16 protein-coding genes are annotated in these 18,878 nt (G+C 62.8%); 3 read left to right on the plus strand and 13 right to left on the minus strand.

What is annotated here, in order from left to right:
• Positions 1-2 precede the first annotated feature (2 nt).
• Entirely contained in the window at positions 3-1,031 is a 1,029-nt protein-coding gene (locus AB7I40_RS13890) for a hypothetical protein (protein ID WP_428348001.1), read from the plus strand.
• Positions 1,032-1,033: 2 nt separating this feature from the next.
• Here AB7I40_RS13890 and AB7I40_RS13895 read toward each other — a convergent pair whose 3' ends face one another.
• The 5 genes from AB7I40_RS13895 to AB7I40_RS13915 form a co-directional block, all read right to left on the minus strand.
• A complete protein-coding gene (locus AB7I40_RS13895; protein WP_428348002.1) occupies positions 1,034-1,777 on the minus strand; it encodes an SDR family oxidoreductase in 744 nt (247 codons plus the stop codon).
• Between the two features lie 161 nt (positions 1,778-1,938).
• Positions 1,939-3,426 carry a flavin-containing monooxygenase gene (locus AB7I40_RS13900; RefSeq protein WP_428348003.1) on the minus strand — a complete coding sequence of 496 codons (1,488 nt, stop codon included), beginning with the start codon at positions 3,424-3,426 and terminating at the stop codon, positions 1,939-1,941.
• 81 nt (positions 3,427-3,507) lie between these two features.
• Positions 3,508-4,779, minus strand: coding sequence for a DUF1116 domain-containing protein (locus AB7I40_RS13905; RefSeq protein ID WP_428348004.1), 1,272 nt, complete (start codon positions 4,777-4,779; stop codon positions 3,508-3,510).
• Positions 4,773-5,492 (minus strand): SDR family NAD(P)-dependent oxidoreductase, encoded by a 720-nt coding sequence (locus tag AB7I40_RS13910; RefSeq protein WP_428348005.1) that lies wholly within the window; start codon positions 5,490-5,492, stop codon positions 4,773-4,775. The genes AB7I40_RS13905 and AB7I40_RS13910 overlap by 7 nt, the downstream gene beginning before the upstream one ends.
• Positions 5,493-5,569: 77 nt before the next feature.
• A complete protein-coding gene (locus AB7I40_RS13915) occupies positions 5,570-7,102 on the minus strand; it encodes an AMP-binding protein (protein WP_428348006.1) in 1,533 nt (510 codons plus the stop codon).
• Between the two features lie 178 nt (positions 7,103-7,280).
• Here AB7I40_RS13915 and AB7I40_RS13920 point away from each other — a divergent pair, with 178 nt between their 5' ends.
• The gene (locus AB7I40_RS13920) at positions 7,281-8,012 is read left to right on the plus strand and encodes a FadR/GntR family transcriptional regulator (RefSeq protein WP_428348008.1); all 732 of its coding nucleotides are present in this window, start codon (positions 7,281-7,283) and stop codon (positions 8,010-8,012) included.
• A gap of 13 nt (positions 8,013-8,025) precedes the next feature.
• Here AB7I40_RS13920 and AB7I40_RS13925 read toward each other — a convergent pair whose 3' ends face one another.
• Entirely contained in the window at positions 8,026-8,808 is a 783-nt protein-coding gene (locus AB7I40_RS13925) for an SDR family NAD(P)-dependent oxidoreductase (protein WP_428348009.1), read from the minus strand.
• On the minus strand, positions 8,805-9,740 hold the full coding sequence (locus tag AB7I40_RS13930) for an alpha/beta hydrolase (protein ID WP_428348010.1): 936 nt from the start codon (positions 9,738-9,740) through the stop codon (positions 8,805-8,807). Before AB7I40_RS13930 ends, AB7I40_RS13925 begins: the two co-directional genes overlap by 4 nt.
• Before the next feature lie 210 nt (positions 9,741-9,950).
• On the opposite strand from AB7I40_RS13930, the gene AB7I40_RS13935 reads away from it, so the two are divergent.
• A complete protein-coding gene (locus AB7I40_RS13935; protein WP_428348011.1) occupies positions 9,951-10,895 on the plus strand; it encodes a LysR family transcriptional regulator in 945 nt (314 codons plus the stop codon).
• A 37-nt stretch (positions 10,896-10,932) separates the two neighbouring features.
• Here the strand turns inward: AB7I40_RS13935 and AB7I40_RS13940 are convergent, their stop codons facing one another.
• The 6 genes from AB7I40_RS13940 to AB7I40_RS13965 form a co-directional block, all read right to left on the minus strand.
• Entirely contained in the window at positions 10,933-12,699 is a 1,767-nt protein-coding gene (locus AB7I40_RS13940) for a CocE/NonD family hydrolase (RefSeq protein ID WP_428348012.1), read from the minus strand.
• Complete coding sequence (locus AB7I40_RS13945; RefSeq protein WP_428348013.1) at positions 12,689-14,296, minus strand: AMP-binding protein; 1,608 nt, start codon at positions 14,294-14,296, stop codon at positions 12,689-12,691. Before AB7I40_RS13945 ends, AB7I40_RS13940 begins: the two co-directional genes overlap by 11 nt.
• Before the next feature lie 33 nt (positions 14,297-14,329).
• Positions 14,330-14,755: a hypothetical protein gene (locus tag AB7I40_RS13950; protein WP_428348014.1), complete on the minus strand. Its 426-nt coding sequence runs from the start codon at positions 14,753-14,755 to the stop codon at positions 14,330-14,332.
• A 445-nt stretch (positions 14,756-15,200) separates the two neighbouring features.
• The gene (locus AB7I40_RS13955) at positions 15,201-17,003 is read right to left on the minus strand and encodes a dipeptide ABC transporter ATP-binding protein (protein WP_428348015.1); all 1,803 of its coding nucleotides are present in this window, start codon (positions 17,001-17,003) and stop codon (positions 15,201-15,203) included.
• A complete protein-coding gene (locus AB7I40_RS13960; RefSeq protein WP_428348016.1) occupies positions 16,993-17,904 on the minus strand; it encodes an ABC transporter permease in 912 nt (303 codons plus the stop codon). The genes AB7I40_RS13955 and AB7I40_RS13960 overlap by 11 nt, the downstream gene beginning before the upstream one ends.
• Positions 17,904-18,872, minus strand: coding sequence for an ABC transporter permease (locus AB7I40_RS13965; RefSeq protein ID WP_428348017.1), 969 nt, complete (start codon positions 18,870-18,872; stop codon positions 17,904-17,906). The genes AB7I40_RS13960 and AB7I40_RS13965 overlap by 1 nt, the downstream gene beginning before the upstream one ends.
• Positions 18,873-18,878: the final 6 nt, after the last annotated feature.

Consider the following 18,878-nt stretch of genomic DNA (forward strand, 5'->3'; position numbering starts at 1 on the left):
GGATGGCTGACCCAACCCGCTTCTCCGAGGCCCTCGGTCACGACGTCCGGTCCGACGCATGGGCGGAGCAGGGCCGTTCGTCCTACGTGCTGGCACTCGACGCCTTCATCGAGGGTCGAGCCGACGATGCTGCCTCGCTTGCCAGGATGACGGTTCAGGAAGCACAGGAGGCATTCGACCTGTACGCCCTGTGGTTGGGCGAGCTTCCGAGCTTGCTCGCGGCGCACGGAGTTCCCGAACATGCTCTGGCACCCAAGCGGCTGGACTGCAGGAGGGTGAAGGACGATCTCGAGAGTGGTTGGGTGCGATACGTCGACCTCATCACACGATTCGCGGACCTTGCCGCCACCGTCGACCCAGAGGCACCCGCAGTGTTGGCGCTGGCTCGATCGACCTGGCTCGCCGCCCACGATCCGGCAACCGACCAGCTGGCGGATCTATTCGCGGTCGCCGCGGAGGAACTCGGCGAGGCCTCGGTCGGCCCGCTCTGGGACACGCTGCTCAGGCGGTACTACGAGACTATTGCTGAGAAGTACCACCCGACGATCCGCTCCTGGGACAAGTCAGTGGAACGGCTCGGCCTGGACATCTTCGAAGCAGTGCGTGGCCACCTGACCGGTCCCGACCGCGATGGACGGTTCGAGATCCGCGAGGAAGCGGACCGCTGGGTCCTGGAGTTCGCCCCGTGCGGGTCGGGCGGGCGAACCTATCCGGATTCCGCCAGCGCTGATGGCGACCCTCGGGGATTCACCACGGAGGAGCACGACTGGGCCTGGCGCACCACGGGTGTCTGCTTGTACTGCGTGCATTGTTGCCAGCTTCAGCAGCGCGCTCCGATCGAACGATTGGGCTTTCCACTGCGGGTCATCTCACCGCCGGTCCGGCCCAGCGAGGACGATCCGGGGCGGGAGGTGTGCACGTGGTCCATCTACAAGGACCGCTCCCTCATCCCGGCACACGCCTACTCCGACGTTGGCGCGACGCCACCCGAAGCTGCCTGGGATTTGACTGATGAAGACAAGCGTCGCTGACGTCAGTCTTCCGGGGTGACGTACGCCGCTGAGATTCCACCGTCGACGATCAGCTCGATACCGTTGATGAAGCCCGCGGCGTCGCTGAGCAAGAAGAGGGCGGCCTCGGCCATTTCCTCGGCCGTGCCGAACCTTCCGGCTGGCACGTGGATCATGCGCCGAGCAATCTGGTCGGCACTGAACAGGCCGTCGAGCATCGGGGATTGCACAGGTCCGGGGCTGAGGGTGTTCACCCGCACACCTTTCCGGGCGAACTCGACCGCCATCTCGCGCGACATTGCGACGACAGCGCCCTTGGAAGCCGTGTACCCGATCTGGGAGACGGCGGAGCCCATGCTCGCGACGAGCGAGGCCGTGTTCACGACTGCGCCACCTCCGTCAGCGATGAGGTACGGAATGCCGTGCTTGCAGCACAGGAGCACGCTGTCGACGTTGATGCGTAGGGTCCGGTCGAACACAGCCTGGTCCTCGGTGAGGACCGAGGTGTCCTCAGCCAGCGCCACGCCGGCATTGTTGAACAGTCCGTCGAGACGTCCGAACCTCTCCACGACGCCGGCGTACAGATCTCGCACTTGATCTTCCTCGGTGAGATCACAGCGAACGAAGCAATCCGCGCCGGTGTCGACCTGGCGCAGGTCGACACCGACTACTGTCGCGCCTTCACGTTTGAACGCGGATACGGCCGCGCGGCCGATCGCACCTGCCGCACCGGTGACGACAATTACTTTCTGATCCAGGTTGCCCATGTCGTTGCAGTCCTCGTGGATTGTCGGGTTCGAAGCTCAGGGACGAAAGGTGGACCGGACGAGGGCCTCCATTCGGTCACGACCCTCGGGTGTGTCGGCGAGAATGTCGCGACGGAGCAGTGCGAGTATCGCGCCCCACACGCGCCTCATCAGGCTCAGCTCTACTTGACGTCCATGCCGAACCATCGCGCCAAGCGCAGGCCGATCAGATATGCGGTCGGGCTGAAGGGCCACTGGCTGACTACCTTGCCGCTGGTCCCCTGGAAATAGTTGGAGACCTCCACCCACACGGTCTTCTCGAGCCGGCGCTGAAGGCGTCGGTTGTAGAGGTCGTTCAGGTACGTCTTGACGGTGATCTTGCTGGCGCCGCCTGCGACGAGTCGCTTCGCTGCCTTGGCCGCGAACTTCGCCTGAGCCTCGTAGTAGGTGACCAGCGGGATGCCGCTCGTGTTCGGACCAAAGATCATGAAGAAGTTCGGGAAGTTGGGCGTCATGACACCGAGGAACGCCTCGGCGCCGCCTTCCCACTGGTCACGAAGGACGATGCCGTGCTCGCCGACGGTCCGGTAGGTGCTGATGAAGTTCGCCGCATCGAATCCGGTGGCGAGCACAATCAGGTCGAGCTCGTGTTTTTCCCCGGTCGCGTCGACGACGCCAGACGGCGTGACGTCGGTAACGGCGTGTGGGACGAGTTCGACCTTCGGGGACAACAGGCTCTTGTAGTAGGTGTCGCTGACGACGGTGCGGCGGGCCTCGATGGAGAAGGCCGGGGTGAGGAGCGCCTCGAGGTCGGGTCGCGAGGACATCTCCTGGTGGAGGAACTCTTTCGCAGCCTTGAGCCGCTTCGTGTTGACCCATGTCCCGACCCGAGCATGGGCGGCGTTGTACTGGCGCCGGTCGTAGTCGAGGTACAGGCGGTACCTACGGAAGTAGTAGACCGGGCGGAGTCTGTTCCATCTGCGCTCGGCCGAGGTGAAGTCGCGGGCCCCCTTGGGCAGGAGCCAATTCGGTTCGATCTGGAAGACCTTGACGGACTTGCCCTGCCTCTCGGCCTCCGTGACGACCTGGACGGCCGAGGAACCAGTGCCGAGGACGCCGATCGCCTTGTCCTTGAAGGTCAGTTCGTCGCGCCAGGAGGAGGTGTGGCACAGATCGCCCTCGAACGCAGTCTCTCCTCGGAGGAACGACGGGATGAGCGGGGTGTTGAGGAAGCCGACCGCGGAAATGACTGCCTTGAAAGGTCCGTGGGTGCTGCCGGCCTCGTCCTGGATGCTCCAGGTCCGCGAGGTCTCATCCCACGTGACGTCTGCGACCCCGGTGCTGAGCAGGGTCCGCTCGTACAGACCCCACTTGCGAGCCACTCCCTGCAGGTAGCTGAGCAGCTCGCGCCAGTCAGCGTGGGTGCGAGTCCAGTCGTGGGGCTCGAAGGAGAAGGAGTAGATGTGGGACTCGAGGTCGACCTCGGCCCCTGGGTAGCGGTTGACCAGCCAGGTGCCGCCGATGTCCGGTGAGCGCTCGAACATGACGAAGTCATCGACGCCCTCCTTGATCAGGGCGGTTGCGGCCGCGATGCCGCTGAATCCCGTACCGATGATCGCGACATCGTGTGCGCCCGCCTGGGGCGAGGAGGTCGAGCTTGCTGACGTCATGATGGGTACCGTCTCGTCGTAGTAGGTTCTTTGGTCTATTCTTTCGGCCTTTTAGCCAGGTGTCAAGACCCACCTGCTCCTTCAGCGGTCAGGCAGCGCATCGAACGCCGCCATGGCCATCTCGAAACACTCGTGCGGCGCGCGGATGATGCCCGCACCGATCTGGCCGCCGTCCAGCCCCGCCAGGCCCACGTCCATCACCGGGGAGATGCCCGTGTCCAGCACCTTCCGCGCGTCCACCGCAGTGGGTGTGCCGCGAAAGTTGAACAGCGGGATTCTGTAGGCCGAGTTCTCACCGTGGGTGATCTCATACATCTGCAGGTTCCGTTCGATCATGACCTCGGCGGAACCACCTTGGTACTCCTGCAATGTCAAGGCACAGGCCTGGGCGAAGCCTCCGAGACCGACGGTCTCGGTGATCGGCGACTCGCCACCCATCCAGGTGATCTCGTCCTCGGTGTGTCCGGCGAAGAGTTTGCCCTCATGGACCGGCGGCGGCCCTTCGAACCATTGGTCGCCAAGTCCGCCGATCTTGATCGCGAATCCGCGACAGCTGAACGCCATCGCAGTCACCAGCGTCGAGCCGGGCACGACCATCGCATCGGCCGAGGCCTTGGCAGCCGCCATCGAGAGTCTCAGGAAGAAGTAGTCGTTCTCAGCCAGGTGCACCATGCTGTCGCGTACACCGGGGAAACCGTCGTGGACCATGTCGAGAACCGCTGGCAGGATCTCCCGATTGAACAGCACCGACGCGGCAGCGTTGCGGCTGTGGACCTCGTCTCCCATGCGTAGGGCACGGGCAATGAGCGGCTTGAGCGCCACGCCTCCGGTGCGCCGGATCGCTTCCCCGACGACGGGCGCCAGGACCGTGTTGACGTGCTCGAGACGCTGCCGGACCCCTTCGTCGTAGCAGCCGTAGTTAAGGCGGCGCGGTTCCTTGCCCTCGTAGAAGTTGCAGAAGCCGACGTTGCCGTGAGCCCGGTTCTCGACGACGAAGACCGGCATCGATGCGGTGTAGATCCCGGCCAACGAGCCGACTGCGCTGTAGTCGTGGCAGGCACCGATGGCGATGGCGCCTGACTCGAATCCAGCGATCGCTGCCTCGCGGGTCGGGGCCAGGCCCTCGAACAGCGCACCTCCGATCAGGGCTTCACGTTGTCCACCGAAGTAGTCCACCCATTCCATGGGTGCGCCAGATGTGAGCACGAGGTTGTCGGGGTAGTTCGGGATGACATCGCGTGCTGCGGCAACGTCGACGACCCAGGGGTCCGCGTTGTCGAGTCGCTCGAAGGCGAGGTTGTTCGCGGCGCGCACGGTATCGACGAGCTCCTCCGTGAAGGTCGGGGTCACCATGCGACGACCCCGCCGTCAACGAGCAGGGTCTGCGCGGTGACGAACGACGATCGCGGAGAGATGAAGAACTCGACGACTTCGGCCACCTCTTCGGGCTCACCGATGCGCTTGAGCATTGCGTAGTTGGCGGACACCTCTTCACCGCCGGACACACGAGCCATCGAGGGGCTCATGGGAGCGCGGATGACGCCGGGGGCAACGTTGTTGACCCGAATGCCTCGAGGAGCAAGTTCGGAGGCCAGGTAGCGGGTGTACGCCGCGATTCCTGCCTTGGTCGCACCGTAGACGGAGGCGCCGACGAACCGACCGAAGTGTCCGGTCAGGGAACCGATGTTGACGATGGAACCCCCGTCTTGGATGAGGTCGGCGGTGGCCTCGACCACCCGGGCCATACCCGCGATGTTCACCTGAAACATCAGGTCGAGCTTGGACTCGTCCAACTCACCGACGAACGAGTCACGGAGGATCCCGGCGCAGTTGACGACGCCGGCGAGCGCTTCGCCGTCGACGACTGCGGATGCGACGGCCTTTCGGACCGATGGGGTGGACGTCACGTCCATCGTGACGAAGGGGTAGGCGAAGCCGTCCCTGCCCTCGGGGATCGCCCCTTCGAGGTCGGCGGCGACGGGCTCGTATCCGCTCTGGGCCAGGCGTGCGCAGATTGCGCGCCCGATGACTCCGCCTCCGCCTGTGACGATAACTCTCCGGGTCACTGTGGTACCTCTCGTCGTCGTACTCGGTCTGTGCATGGGTTGGCTCGGCTGCCGATCACATCGGCGGCCGTGATTCGTCAGTTGACTTGGCGCTCGCGGTTGGCCCAGTACGACTCCCGGAGCTTGAACTTCTGGAGCTTCCCGGTTGCGGTGCGGGCCAGTTCGGTTCGGAACTCAACCCTCTTCGGGGTCTTGTAGCCGGCGAGTCGCTCGCGGCAGTAGGTGATCAGTTCCTGTTCGGGGATGTCGGAGTTGGTGACGACGAGCGCTGTGACGAGCTCGCCCCACTTCTCGTCGGGGATGCCGATGACCGCTACTTCCTCGACGGCCGGATGGCCCGCGAGCACGTCTTCGACCTCGATCGAGGACACGTTCTCGCCACCGGAGACGATGACGTCCTTCTTGCGATCCTGGATGGCGAGGTAGCCGTCGACGATCACGCCGCCGTCCCCTGTGTGGAAGACGTCGCCACGTTGGGCCCGCTCGGTCTCCTCGGGGTTTCGCCAGTACGCGTCCAGGTTGTGGTTGCTCGCAACGAGCACCTCCCCGTCCGGATCGACGGACAACCTGACCCCGATCGCGGGCGCCCCCGCCCGTCCGAGGAGTCGCGCCTGCTCGCTACTGGGAACGTCCTCCCACTCCCGTCGCATGCGCGACATGGTGAGGAACGGAGAGGTTTCGGTCAGGCCGTAGATCTGGATGAACTCCCAGCCGAGCTCTTCGCGGATCCGCTCGATGAGGCGGGTTGGCGGAGGTGCTCCAGCGACGACCACGCGGACCCGGTCGCGTCCTGGGACGGCCCCATCCCACTTCTTGGCGGCCTCCAGGATGGCAGCGAGCACTGCGGGCGCCCCGCACATGAGTGTGACCCCATGCCGCTCGACCCGGCGGAGGATCTCCTCACCATCGACCTGGCGCAGCACGATGTGGGTCCCCCCAAAGCCCGTGATGGCAAAGGGCATTCCCCAGCCGTTGGCGTGGAACATGGGAAGGGTGTGGAGATACACCTCTTCCTCGTTGACGCCAAGGTGCCACCCGAAGGTTGCAGCGTTCAGCCACAGGTTTCGGTGGGTCAGTTGCACCCCCTTCGGCCGCGCGGTCGTGCCGGAGGTGTAGTTGATCGTGGCAGTCGCAGTCTCCTCGGGCCTCCACTCGCGGGGGGCGAGGGAGTTGGACCAGAGCGAAGCATCGGTCTCTGCGAAGACGAACTTGTGCCTGCAGTTCACTGCAGTGACCACGTCCGTGAACGAAGGATCAGCAAGGAGTACGTCGGCCCCGCTGTGCTCGATGATGTAGGCGACCTCGGCGGTGGTGAGCCGGAAGTTGATCGGGACCAGGATCCGGCCGAAGCCGCTGACGCCGTAGAACGAAGTCAGCATCCGAGCGGAGTTCTGGGACAGGATCGCGACGCGCCCACCTTGGGGGACGTCGAGCGCGTCCAACGATGCGGCGAGGGATCGCGCTCGCTCCCCGAGGTCCCGATACGTCAGTGGTTCCCATGACTGAGCTGCGAGCGGTTCGTCGTGGATAGCCGTCCGGTCCGGGAACACCTCGACCGCACGGTAGAGGAAGTCATTGACGGTCAGGGGATAGAACATCGTCGTCTCCATGAGGTTCAGGCTCTTGGGTGCAGATCGGACCCTGTGTCGAATAACCCTAGGACGCTATTGGACTAAAGACAAGACCTGTAGACCTTTTCCTGACATCACCGGAACCATCCCCTCGCGAGGGCTGCCGGCTGAGCATCGGTCTATTGGAGTAGCCTTCATCCGGAAAGAGGAGGTAGCAGTGGCCGAGCACGCCAACCTGGAACCCGTCCGTCAGATCGCCGCACACGAACTCGTGCTGGACCAGATCCGGCGGTCGATGGATGCCGGCCAGTTCAAGCCCGGTGACCGGCTACCCGCGGAACGGGACATGGCGGAGATGCTGGATGTGTCTCGCACCACGGTTCGTGCCGCGATCGCGGTGCTCGAGCGTGAGGGCCGCATATCGGTACGGCGGGGTCGCGGCGGTGGGTTCCTGGTCCTGGAACCGACCTATGACGCTGCTGAGGCACGCCGGCAGTTCCGACGCAACAAGGTTGCCGTCCGCGACGCGTTCGACTTCAGGGTCATCGTCGAGACCGGTGCTGCACGGTTCGCAGCCGAGCGACGCAAGGCCGCGGACCTGCCCAAGCTGGCTGACCTGGTGACCCGCATGGACGACGCGATCAAGGCGTCCCGTGGGGACGAGGGGACGGCGCACGTCACTGAGTTCCAGGTGCTTGATTCGGCGTTTCACCTCGGCATCGCCGAGTCCGCGGGCAACGAGCAACTGATGGCCGCCGTCGCTCAGGCTCGCAGCCGTATGTGGCTCCCGGTTGGCACCATCTTCGGTCACATCGAGGAGAATGCCAACGACCATCATGCCGAGATCTTGACCGCGATCCGCAACAAGGACGGTGAGCTTGCCGCCGTCACCATGGCCGCGCACATCAACGAGACCCGCCGCACGATCGAGTCGTGGCTGAGCCGCTGATCGTTCGCCCTGCTCAGCCCATGTTCGTGAGCCAGCCGCCGTCGACAACGAGGTCGGTTCCGGTGACGAATGAAGAGGCATCGGAGAGCAGGTAGGTGACGGCGGCGCAGACGTCATCGGTGGTGCCAACACGCCTGAGCGGCACCCGCAGAGCCATCGAATCCTCGCGAGCCGGGTCGTTCTCGTAGATGCCGGCGATCATCGGGGTGGCGATCGCACCGGGGCACACGGTGTTGGACCGGACGCCCATCGGTCCGTACTGGGCAGCTATCGCACGGGAGAGGCTGATCAGACCAGCCTTGGAAACCTGATAGGCATCAAGTGCCCCGTCCGCGAGACGGAGGCCAGCAATGCTCGCGATGTGCACGATCGATCCAGCTCGGTGCTCGAGCATGATCGGCAGCACCGCGCGACTGAACAGCATCGGTCCCGTGAGGTTGATGTCCAGGACCCGCTTCCACGCGTCAAGGTCGATGTTGACGATCGACCCATCGAGGAGGGGCGGTTTCGGGAGACCCGGATCGTTGAACCAGGCGACACCCGCCGCATTGACCAGGAAGTCGACGTTGCCGTTCGCCGAGGCCTTGAGCGCAGCCGCGGCCGCCGTGGGGGCGAGGTCCGGGTCGGAGACATCGCCGCGAAGGTACGTCGCGTTCTCCGGGAAGTCGTCAGGCACTTCCTTCTGGTCGACGCCGACGACCTGCGCTCCCCGACTGGCCAAGTCAGCGGCAATCGCGAGGCCCATCCCACCACCGGCTCCGGTGACGATGGCGCTCTGGCCGGTGAACTTGCTCAACTGACACCCTCATCGAGGTAGGCGCGAAGATGATCAGCGATGTCCGCCACGGCTGCGGTCGCGTCGTTGAAGAGGCCGGGGAACTGGATGAACCCGTGGATCATGCCTTCGTACTGTCGATGGTCGGTCCTGACGCCGGCAGTCACGAGCCTGTCGGCCAGTGCGACACCAGCGATGCCGATCGGGTCGTACTCAGCAGTGAGCACCAGGGTCGGCGGCAGGCCAGCCAAGTCCGCGTTGAGCGGCGAGGCGTAGTCGGACTCCGCCTCCTCCGCGTGGGTGAAATACGCGTCCTTGTGCCACTGAACCTCGTCACGGAAGAGCACGTAACCTTCGAACTCAGCGTTGAAGCCTCGATCGAGATCGAAGGTGGTGGCCGGGTAGATCAGAGCCTGGCAGGCGATGCCAGGGCCACCCTTGTCGCGAGCTTGAAGCGCGACGGAGGCGGCGAGGTTCCCGCCTGCGCTGTCCCCGACGATGGCGACGCGCTCTGGGTCGATGCCGAGCGTCGCTGCGTTGGCGACGGCCCAGGCAAGTGCGTGGTAGCAGTCGTGCGGAGCTGCGGGGAACTTGTGCTCGGGCGGCCGTCGATATCCCACGCTGAGGACGGCGTACCCCGTGGCGTTCGCGATCGCTCGGCAGATGCCGTCGTGCGAGTCCAGGCTTCCCATCTGCCAGCCTCCACCGTGAATGAAGTAGATCAGGGGCGTGGCGGCGCCGGCAGTGTTCGGCTTGTACAGGCGGACCGGGACCTGACCATCGGCGGTTGCCGCGTTGAGGTCCTCGAAGGACGCGATGTCCTCGACAGGCAGCGACCCGAACAGGTTCTCGAAGTTCGCTCGGGCCACCGCGACGGGAAGGAGATGACTGTTGGGTTGGTCGCTGGACGCAGCATCCTCGAGGAGCTGCTGGGCGACAGGGTGAAGCGGCATCGGCACCTCGGTTGAAAGTGGCCCTCACGTGGGGCATAAGTCTTTTGGCTTGATCTTTAGACCTTAAGATAGGGCCATCTTCACCAGCTCGTCAAGGCGCGGGCGCCGCTCGCACGATCGACCTCGGCAAAGGTCTATTGGCTAGATAACCGAGCCATTTAGGAGTACCATGGTCATGACGGGGCACACTCTCCGCAGTTTGGGATGAGGATGGACGTACACACTCAACGCCTGAGGCACTTCTTGGTCGTGGCGGAAGAACTTCACTTCACCCGCGCGGCAAGCAGGCTGTACCTGTCACAGCAGGCCCTCAGCCGCAGCATCAGTGCTTTGGAGGATCAGGTTGAGGTCCAACTTCTCATCCGTACGACGCGGTCGGTGGCACTCACCCAGGCTGGCGAAGTGTTTCTCCACGGCGCACGTGCCACGCTCGAGGCACTCCGCTCCGCGGGCGAGGAGGCTCGCGCCGCGAACGGCGTGATCGCAGGGCGGTTGCGCGTTGGATTCACCGTGATCTCTGCCCTCGAATTGACAGGGCCGGTTCTCAGGGAGTTCGCCGAACGGTTTCCCGCCGTCAAGATGGATCTGATCCCGTACCAATGGAGCGATCCTTCCTGCGGCCTGGGGTCGGGCGCCACTGACGTTGCTTTCATTCGGCTCCCGATTGCGTGCCCAGATCTCAGCGTCGAGCCCTTTCTCCTCGAGCCTCGAGCGATTGGGATCCATCGTTCGCACGAGTTGGCCGGCGAGACCTCGGTGACACTCGACGATCTTGTGGACCAACAGATCATGGCGCCCGCGACGGACGACGCGGCGTGGAGCGAATTTTGGACCTTACGCGACACAGGCGCCGACGAATCCCGACTCCCCCGGGCGGACCGTACGGCGGGCTCAATGGAGGAGGAACTCGCGATGGTCTCGGCAGGGCTGGCCATCACGACGACGGCCATCTCTATGGCTCGTTTCACACCTCGGCCGTCGCTAGTGTTCCGGCCAATTGAAGGAATCCCTCAATCGGAAATCGCTGTGTGTTGGCGAGGCGCGGGCAGCCGGCTCACTGAAGCGTTCCGTCAGGTAGTCGCCGAAGTGCGTGACCGGGAGTACGACCTCGTAACTCGGATCGCGTGCGCAACCGGCCAAGCCCGAGAATTCTAGATCGCCCAATGGTGCATACAGCGCGAGTGCGCATTCCCTAGGGTCGCGCCAAGCGTTGGTCAAGCACCCTCGGCAAGGTCAGGAAGGAGCGCTTGGCTGCGCCGTGGTACACCTTCTGCTGTGCGACCCGGAGATCTTCCATGGTCGCTGAAGCGATCTGCCCGCCGCTATTCGGGTTGCGGTCGAATCGCGGGAAGTTGGAGCTGGAGATCTCGATCTGCAGTCGATGCCCGGCTTTGAATACATTCGCCACAGCAACAAGATCTATTTCGATCTGATAGTGAACTCCCGGTGTCATGAGCTCAGGCTGAGCGAATGTGTTCCGGTACCGCATCCGAAGGATGCCGTCGCTGATTCCAATAGCTCGACCATCTGGAAAGACATCCACCAAGGTTGCCGTGAAGTCAGTGTCAGGCGCTGAACTAGTCACCCAGAGACTCAAGGAAACCGGGCCCACTGCCTCGAGGTCGTCTTCCAGGACTCTCGAGGTGAAGACGATGACGTCGGGACGCTGCTGAAGCTGCGATCGGTCTCGTGGGCCCATCTCCAGTTCTCGACCTCCCAACGAGATCCGTGAGCTTCCACCAAGGGATGGGACTGGGTCTCGCGGGTCGTAGGTGAATTCCGTAAGGGCTTCGCGGCCCGGAGATTCCTGCGACAGATGGCCACCCTCGTTCAGGTACCAGCGCATAGGCACTGCCTCCGGCAACGGCCAGTCTGATGACGTCCGCCACTTGTTGTCCCCGAGCACGAACACGGTGACCCGGGCTCGTTCCTCTGCTGCGGCCCTCCGAACGAATTGGTCCATCCAGTTCATCGTCTGCTCGGGGACAGCCGCGGCCTCAGCACTCGCCTGGGGTCCGAGCCAAAGATCGCCTACGCGAGTCATCGGCGCTGTCACGTGCCCCCAAGGCACGAGAACCAGTCGTTGATTCTCCCTTGCGAACTCTGTTGCAGCTCGGCTCCGCAACCCTACGTAATTCTCCAGCGTTCCCTTCAGGAAGCAGTCATAGAGACCACCGATGTGCAGCGCGGGTACATCAACATCCTCGTAGCGATCGTTGACGGACCCCCGTGCCCAGTAGTCGTCGCGACTGGGATGCGCAAGCCAGTCCGCGTAGGTCGACATCGAAGGGATCCCGACGGGCAGCGCGTCTAGCGGTAAGGTGCCGAACGCTCTGTCCGGGTCCTCAAATATGGCCATGACCCGCCGCCGTTCGCGCTCCGTGTTCTGGCCACGCTGCTCGAGTCGATCCAAGCGGGCAAGCGCTCGACCTACGCCCCACGACAGCGCGAGACCCAGGTTGAATGCGCCGCCCTGATAGGTCCATCCGTCGTAAGCTTCGGACGCGGTGATACCCGGGACGACCGCTTTCAAGGCCAGCGGCGCCTTCGACGCAGCCAGGAGTTGGGTGATCCCGAGATAAGAGACCCCCACCATTCCGACGGACCCATCGGACCACGGCTGCGCAGCCACCCAGGCAATCGTGTCTTCCCCGTCGTTCGCTTCATCCATGAACTCGACGAAGTGTCCGTCGGAGTCAGCCGTCCCTCGGCCATCCTGGACGACGACCGCGTAGCCCGCACGCGCCGCTGCCAGGGGATCTAGCGACCAACCCGGCTCCGTGTGAGTGAGCGAGTGTCTGCCGTAGGCGGTTCGGATCAAGACAGTGGGAAAGGGTCCTGGCCCGACGGGTAGAAACAGGTCCGCTACGAGCACTGTGCCGTCGCGCATGGTTGCCCTGATTCCGCTCCTCACGCTGACGGTGGTTTCAGCTGTCTCTGCAGGTGCCTTAACCATCATCTTCTTCCTTGTGCACCACCTGAGCTGCCAAAGCAGACAGGAACGCTCCGCCCTCTGAGTCCCAGGTCGATATATTCTTCCACTGTGCTCGTAGAACGTTCTTGTTCGCCTTTCCTGTCGTCGTCTTTGGCAGCTCATCTACCAGTTCAACAAAGCGCGGAACCATGTAACGAGCCATTTCATTGCGAGCGAACTGAACGACCTCGTCGATAGTCAGTTGGCTGTCGTGGCGCGGCACGACGACCACCTTGACCTCCTCCTCGGTGAACTCAGAGGGAACTCCAATTGCTGCTGACTCCAACACGTCCGGATGAGCATTGATGGCGTCCTCGACCTCAAATGAGGAGATATTCTTACCGCGTCGGCGGATGGCGTCCTTCTTGCGGTCGACAAAATGAAGCCAGCCGTCCTCGTCGAAGTACCCGTTGTCCCCTGTGTGAAACCAAAGGTTTCGGCATGCCTCAACCGTTGCTTCGGGGTTGCCGTAGTATCCAGACATCTGGCTAAAAGGCTCGTGCGCCCGGACGACAATCTGACCCACTTCTCCTTGCGGCATTTCCACGTCCTGATCGTCAAAGATTCGGACATCGTGGTGCTCGCAGACACGCCCGCATGCGCCAACGCGATGGGGCTCGTCCAGTGAATCCCACGCAACCTCGCAGCACTCCATCGAACCGTAAAGTTCCATGACTTTGACTGCAAACCGCTCCTCGAACTCCTTCCAGATGCCCGGGGCAGGAATCCCAACTGTGATCCGAACCGGGTTGTCAGCATCATTAGCCTTGGGCTCCTGCTTGAAGAGGATGACGAGCACTGCCCCCATGAAGTCAAAGAATGTCACGCCGTGCCGGCGCATCTCGTCCCAGAATGTTGAGGCCCTGAACCTAGGCGCCAGCACCGCCGTCGTTCCCAGCAAGAGGGACGGCAGGAATACGCAGAGCGGGGCCGCCCCGTGATACAGCGGGTACGGCGAGTAGAGCACGTCGGACGGCGTTAGACCGATGTGCCAAATCCGTTCGGAGGCTGAGTGTAGAGCGTAGTTGTGGCTTATCTCTACGGCTTTCGCGGGTCCAGTCGTGCCGGACGTGAAGAGCAGCATGAGGGGATCGCCCGGACTCGCGGGACGAAAGACGTCCGATTCGTCACTAGCCAAGAAGTCTTCGTGCCGAATCAGTTTGAATCGTGTGAGCTCGGTTGGCGGCGTCCACGATCCAGGAGCGCAAAAGACGATGCTCGTGAGTTTTGTCAGCCGGTCTGCCACCTGTCCCAGTCGTTCGGCGAACGCATGATCAAGAAAGAGAACTGTGGCGTCGGTGCTCTCAACGAGGTGTACCAAGGCGGAGCCGCGGAACTCGTTGTTCACTGGCGCATGCACCGCCGCCAACTTTGCCAACCCCATCCACCAGAACACTTGATCCGGGCAATTCGACATCAAGGTGCAGACCTTGTCGCCGGGCTCTACCCCGATTCTCAGGAAGCTGTGGGCGTAGCGGTTCGCAAGTGCGTTGACTTCCGCGAAGGTAAAGGCTTCGTCCTCAAAGTGAAGGAGGTCTGTGCCCCCATGCAGGCGAGCCTGCTCACGCAGCAGCTCGCCCACATGAGAGATGTCACCAATGTGCGCAGTCATGCACTACGCACCGGACGCTGTCTCGGCATCACGCGGCACGACGAGGATGGCCCGTCCCTGGACAACACGAAGTGGTTTCTCCAAGACCTGCGCGTGGGGCCAGCCACGGGGCGCTTCCGCAAGCTCCTTGTCGACCCAGAAGTCGATGGTCCGGGACGTGTCGCCGATTGCCACGAGCTCGCAGCTGAAACGCATGTACTCGCCACCATGAACTGGGGCAAGGAAGTCGACCTCCTCGTAGCGTCTGAGGAGGGAGTTGTGTCCATCAAGCCGGATCGTCAAGTCGGTCACGACCTCTCCCACGACACGAAGTGACCAATACCCACCCTGGAATCCGCGGGGACCCTCAGTCGGTTCCCAGGGAACACGCTGATAGATCTCAGCCGTCCGAAGGCTCTCCGGAATGGCTTCAAGTGACTTCTTGTTCATGATCTACCTTTCTGTTGATGTCGGTCAGCAAAAGCGCCGACCACGCGATGTTGTCACTGCGTCTGGTCGCAGGGGAAACAGAAATGTGCCTAGTGGGTGGTGGAACTCTGTTGTTAATCACGGTTACAACCGCCGTGGTCGTTTCGTGGTTCTGCTGTTGCTTGGAGGACTCAACGCCTGTTCGATGAGCTCAGGGTTGCGGTAAAACGAGTCCAGAAATCGATGGCGTCATGCTTGAAAGCCCGTTCGGGAACGCGCGCACGAATACTGCGTGGACCTACTTGCTGGGTTTGGGCCCAGGGTCGAGCGTCTCCTTGGTTCTCCACTCCTCCTTGAGGATGATGCACTTATTCACTTTGCCGCTCGGGCCCGCTTTCCCTTCTCTGGGTGCTGTGCGTTGCTCTGCTCAGCAGACGGCGGGGCAACCTGATCAACCGGTCGAGCGCTAGTGAATTTCAGGGACGACCGGGGGGTTCGGCATACGCAGTTCCAGCGCAGCGTCCATCAGTGCCCTCGTGTACGAGCTCCTTGGACTCGCCAGCACTCGAGCGCGGGGGCCTTCCTCTCGAAGTTGTCCGTCACGCATGACAAGAACGCGATCAGCCAGGGAGTTCACGACACCCAAATTGTGGGTGATGAAGAGCATGCCGAGACCATCGTGGAGAAGCTCCTGCAGCAGCGTGATGATTGCGGCCTGGATCGAGACATCGAGTGCTGACGTCACCTCATCGCAGACGAGGATCTGAGGGTTGATGACGATTGCGCGGGCGATGGCAACCCGCTGCTTCTCGCCTCCAGACAACTCACGGGGATACTTGTGCAGCGCTCGTCGTGGCAGGTGGACTCGCTCGAGGGCTTTCCACACGAGTTCGATCGTCTTGGTATCGGGCGGGACACCGAACAGTTCCAACGGCCGGGATATGGCCTGCTCGACAGTGTGACTGGGGTTCAGAGATCGATGAGGATTCTGGAACACGAACTGGATCGCTCGACGCTGTTCTTTCGTGCGCCTATCCGCGACACTGGCGAGGCCCTGTCCGAACAGCTCAATGCGTCCCCCGCTGGGGGCATGAAGCCCAGCAATACATCGGCCTAGCGTCGACTTGCCGCTACCGCTTTCACCCACCAGGGCGACGCACTCGTGCGGGAAGACTGTGAAGGTAACGCCATCGACGACCGGTTCGGACTTCCTTGAATATCGTGCTGACACGCTCGATACCTGAAGGAGAGGGCCGTCGTCGATCGGCTCGCTCTCGGCCGCGAAGTCGCCGGCCTGTGAGTTGAGCTCACCACGGTGAAGACATCGAACAGTGCGGTCCTCCCAGTAGGTGACTGCAGGCTCGGAATCTCGACACCGTGACTCCGCGAGTGGACAACGCGGATGGAACCAACACCCCGTTGGCCTTTGACCTGGTGGGGCGACCATCCCCGGGACGTTCGTGAGTCTTCGTCTCTCTCTGATGAGCGGGACAGATCCAAGGAGCATCGCGGTGTAGGGGTGGGCCGGCTGTCCGAAGACATCGTCGACCGGTCCTGATTCGATGATGCGTCCGGCGTACATGACCGCGACGCGGTGGCTGATCTCCTGAACCACCGCCAAATCGTGAGTGACGTAGACGAACGCGCTGGTCCCCCGCAGGACGAGACTGTTGAGAACCTTCAAGACCTCAGCCTGAGTAGTGACGTCCAAGCCAGTCGTCGGCTCGTCAAGGACGACGACGTCAGGCTCACCCACGAGTGCCATCGCGATCAAGATTCGCTGCTGCTGTCCACCAGACAGTTCGAACGGATACCGGCCCAGGATCTCTTCGGGCTTGGCGAACTCCAGGTTCGCCAGCATCTCCAGAGTCCGCGCCCGCGCCTCGGTGGCCGAATGCCCATGTACTGTCAACGCCTCGAGCATCTGCGTGCCGACTCTTCGCCGCGGATTGAGCGCCGTTGATGCGTCCTGAGGAACGTAGGCAACGCGCGCCCCTCGGATGCGGCGCAGTTCTGCGGCGGTGGCGGCGGCGATATCGGCCCCGCCGATAAGGACCTGACCCGCCGCGATGCGCAGGCCTTTTCGTGCGTAGCCAAGGATCGCAAGGGCTGTGCTCGTCTTGCCGCAACCTGATTCCCCGACCAAGGCGAGCACTTCCCCCGGCTTCACCGAGAAGCTCACTTCGTCGACGATCTCGATGCCCGTCGATGTCTCGATCCGCAGGCCCCGCACCTCCAAGGCGGGGACTTGCTCCGTCTTAGGCTTCACCGCCAGACCTTCCGATTGAGTCCGAGACAGCTTCGGCAGCCATATTGACCCCGACCGTGAGGACCGAGATACAGAGAATCGGCGCAAGGACCGACCAAGGCTGGAGGGTGAGCCCGACCCGGTTTTCGCTGATCATCAGTCCCCAATCCGCTGCGGGCGGCGGTTGACCGAGGCCGAGGAAGCTTAAGGATGCGTACATGATGAATGACCAGCAGAGTCGAATTCCGAAGTCCGCCAGGACGAGTGATCGAAGGTTCGGTGCGATTTCGCGCAGAAGTATTGAAGCCGTGCTCTCCCCGCGCGCCACTGCGGCTTCTACATACTCATTCGAACGGATGCTTATTGTGAACGTGCGAACAAGTCTCATGATTCTGGGCGCTTGCACGAGCGCGATCGCGGCCGTCGTCACTACCACACCCGTGCCGAGAGTGGTGAGTAGTCCGAGAGCCATGATGATGGGGGGAACGGCGATGAATATGTCCGCGACTGAGCTAGCCGTAACGTCGAGGGCCCGTGCGCGACGATAGCCGGCCAGCATCCCGATCGATCCACCTACGGCGTAGGCGATCAATGTCGCAACCAAGGCTGAAATGAGTAGCAACCAGCCACCGTCCAGGACGCGACTGAGGACGTCTCTCCCCAACTGGTCGGTCCCTAGGAGGTGCGACCCGTTCGGGGGCAGGTAGGACAATCCCACGACTTCGGCCGGATCGTGCGGCATCACGAAGGGACCGATCGCTGCCACGGATGACACCAGCACCAAAAGGGTGACGCCAATCCATCCTCGTCGCGACCGCAGCGTTCGCCGCCAGATTCCGTTCCGGGTCTCCCCCGGCAACTCTTCCAGGGTCACCGGTTCAGTACCGGACGAGACCAGTCCCGCAATTGCGCGCTCATCCATTACTGGGTTCCCCTTCGCAATTTGGGATCGACCAGGATAGTGACCACTTCGGCGATCAGTTGAACGAAGACGTACGCCGCCGTTACAAGCATCGAGGCCGCGACCACAGTGGAAACGTCTTGCGAGGCAACGGATTTGACGATCGTTGATCCCAGGCCGGGGTAGTTGAAGAGCGCCTCTGTGACGACTACTCCGCTCACGAGCCAGCCGATCGTCAGCGCCATGACCTGCACGGTGGCATCGGAGGCATTGGGCAAGGCGTGTCTCCACACGATGCGACGCATCGGTACCCCTCGCAGGACCGAGGCTTGGATGTAGTCAGAGTCCAGAACTTGAATCATCGCCGCCCGCACCATTCGGGTGGCCTGGGCCACTGTCACCAACACCAACGTCAACGCTGGGAGGACCAAGAGGGAAGGCTGGGCAAGAGTCGGCAGGCTGGGATCGAGTAGCGAGGCAGACGGCAAGAGGCCGAGCCCGGACGAAAGAACGAGGATCAGCACCGCGCCCATGACGAATTCAGGCGTGGCAACAAAGATCAAGGAGACGACCGCAATGAAGTTGTCTACGAGCCCTCCGCTCCGCAAAGCCGACACGACGCCGAGTAGCAGCGCAAGCACGAGCAGCGCGATCACCACGATCGACGTCAGAGCCAGTGTGTTGCGCACGCTCGACTCGATGAGCTTCCACACCGGGATCCCCGTCGACAACGAAGTTCCGAAGTCACCATGGACTGCTCCGATGAGCCAGTCACCGTACCGGGCGAAAACGTTCCGGTTGAGGCCGTAGTCGACGCGAAGCTGTTCGACTACTTCAGTGTTACCAGACTGGTTCCCGAGCGCGGCGAGCGCTGCGTCTCCGGGCAGGGCGTTCATCCCAAAGAAGAGAACGGCTGATGCACCCAACATGATGCCGAGGGCAGCAACGATCCGCAGCAGGACCTCCCGAGCAACGCGCGCGAGGTTCATGCTTCC

This window comes from Nocardioides sp., assembly GCF_050246775.1.
Classification (GTDB): domain Bacteria; phylum Actinomycetota; class Actinomycetes; order Propionibacteriales; family Nocardioidaceae; genus Nocardioides.

Coding starts and splice junctions, on each gene's coding strand:
- AB7I40_RS13890 (WP_428348001.1), top strand. CDS start 3: ATGGCTGACCCAACCCGCTTCTCCGAGGCCCTCGGTCACGACGTCCGG.
- AB7I40_RS13895 (WP_428348002.1), bottom strand. CDS start 1,777: ATGGGCAACCTGGATCAGAAAGTAATTGTCGTCACCGGTGCGGCAGGT.
- AB7I40_RS13900 (WP_428348003.1), bottom strand. CDS start 3,426: ATGACGTCAGCAAGCTCGACCTCCTCGCCCCAGGCGGGCGCACACGAT.
- AB7I40_RS13905 (WP_428348004.1), bottom strand. CDS start 4,779: ATGGTGACCCCGACCTTCACGGAGGAGCTCGTCGATACCGTGCGCGCC.
- AB7I40_RS13915 (WP_428348006.1), bottom strand. CDS start 7,102: ATGGAGACGACGATGTTCTATCCCCTGACCGTCAATGACTTCCTCTAC.
- AB7I40_RS13930 (WP_428348010.1), bottom strand. CDS start 9,740: ATGCCGCTTCACCCTGTCGCCCAGCAGCTCCTCGAGGATGCTGCGTCC.
- AB7I40_RS13935 (WP_428348011.1), top strand. CDS start 9,951: ATGGACGTACACACTCAACGCCTGAGGCACTTCTTGGTCGTGGCGGAA.
- AB7I40_RS13940 (WP_428348012.1), bottom strand. CDS start 12,699: ATGATGGTTAAGGCACCTGCAGAGACAGCTGAAACCACCGTCAGCGTG.
- AB7I40_RS13950 (WP_428348014.1), bottom strand. CDS start 14,755: ATGAACAAGAAGTCACTTGAAGCCATTCCGGAGAGCCTTCGGACGGCT.
- AB7I40_RS13960 (WP_428348016.1), bottom strand. CDS start 17,904: ATGGATGAGCGCGCAATTGCGGGACTGGTCTCGTCCGGTACTGAACCG.
- AB7I40_RS13965 (WP_428348017.1), bottom strand. CDS start 18,872: ATGAACCTCGCGCGCGTTGCTCGGGAGGTCCTGCTGCGGATCGTTGCT.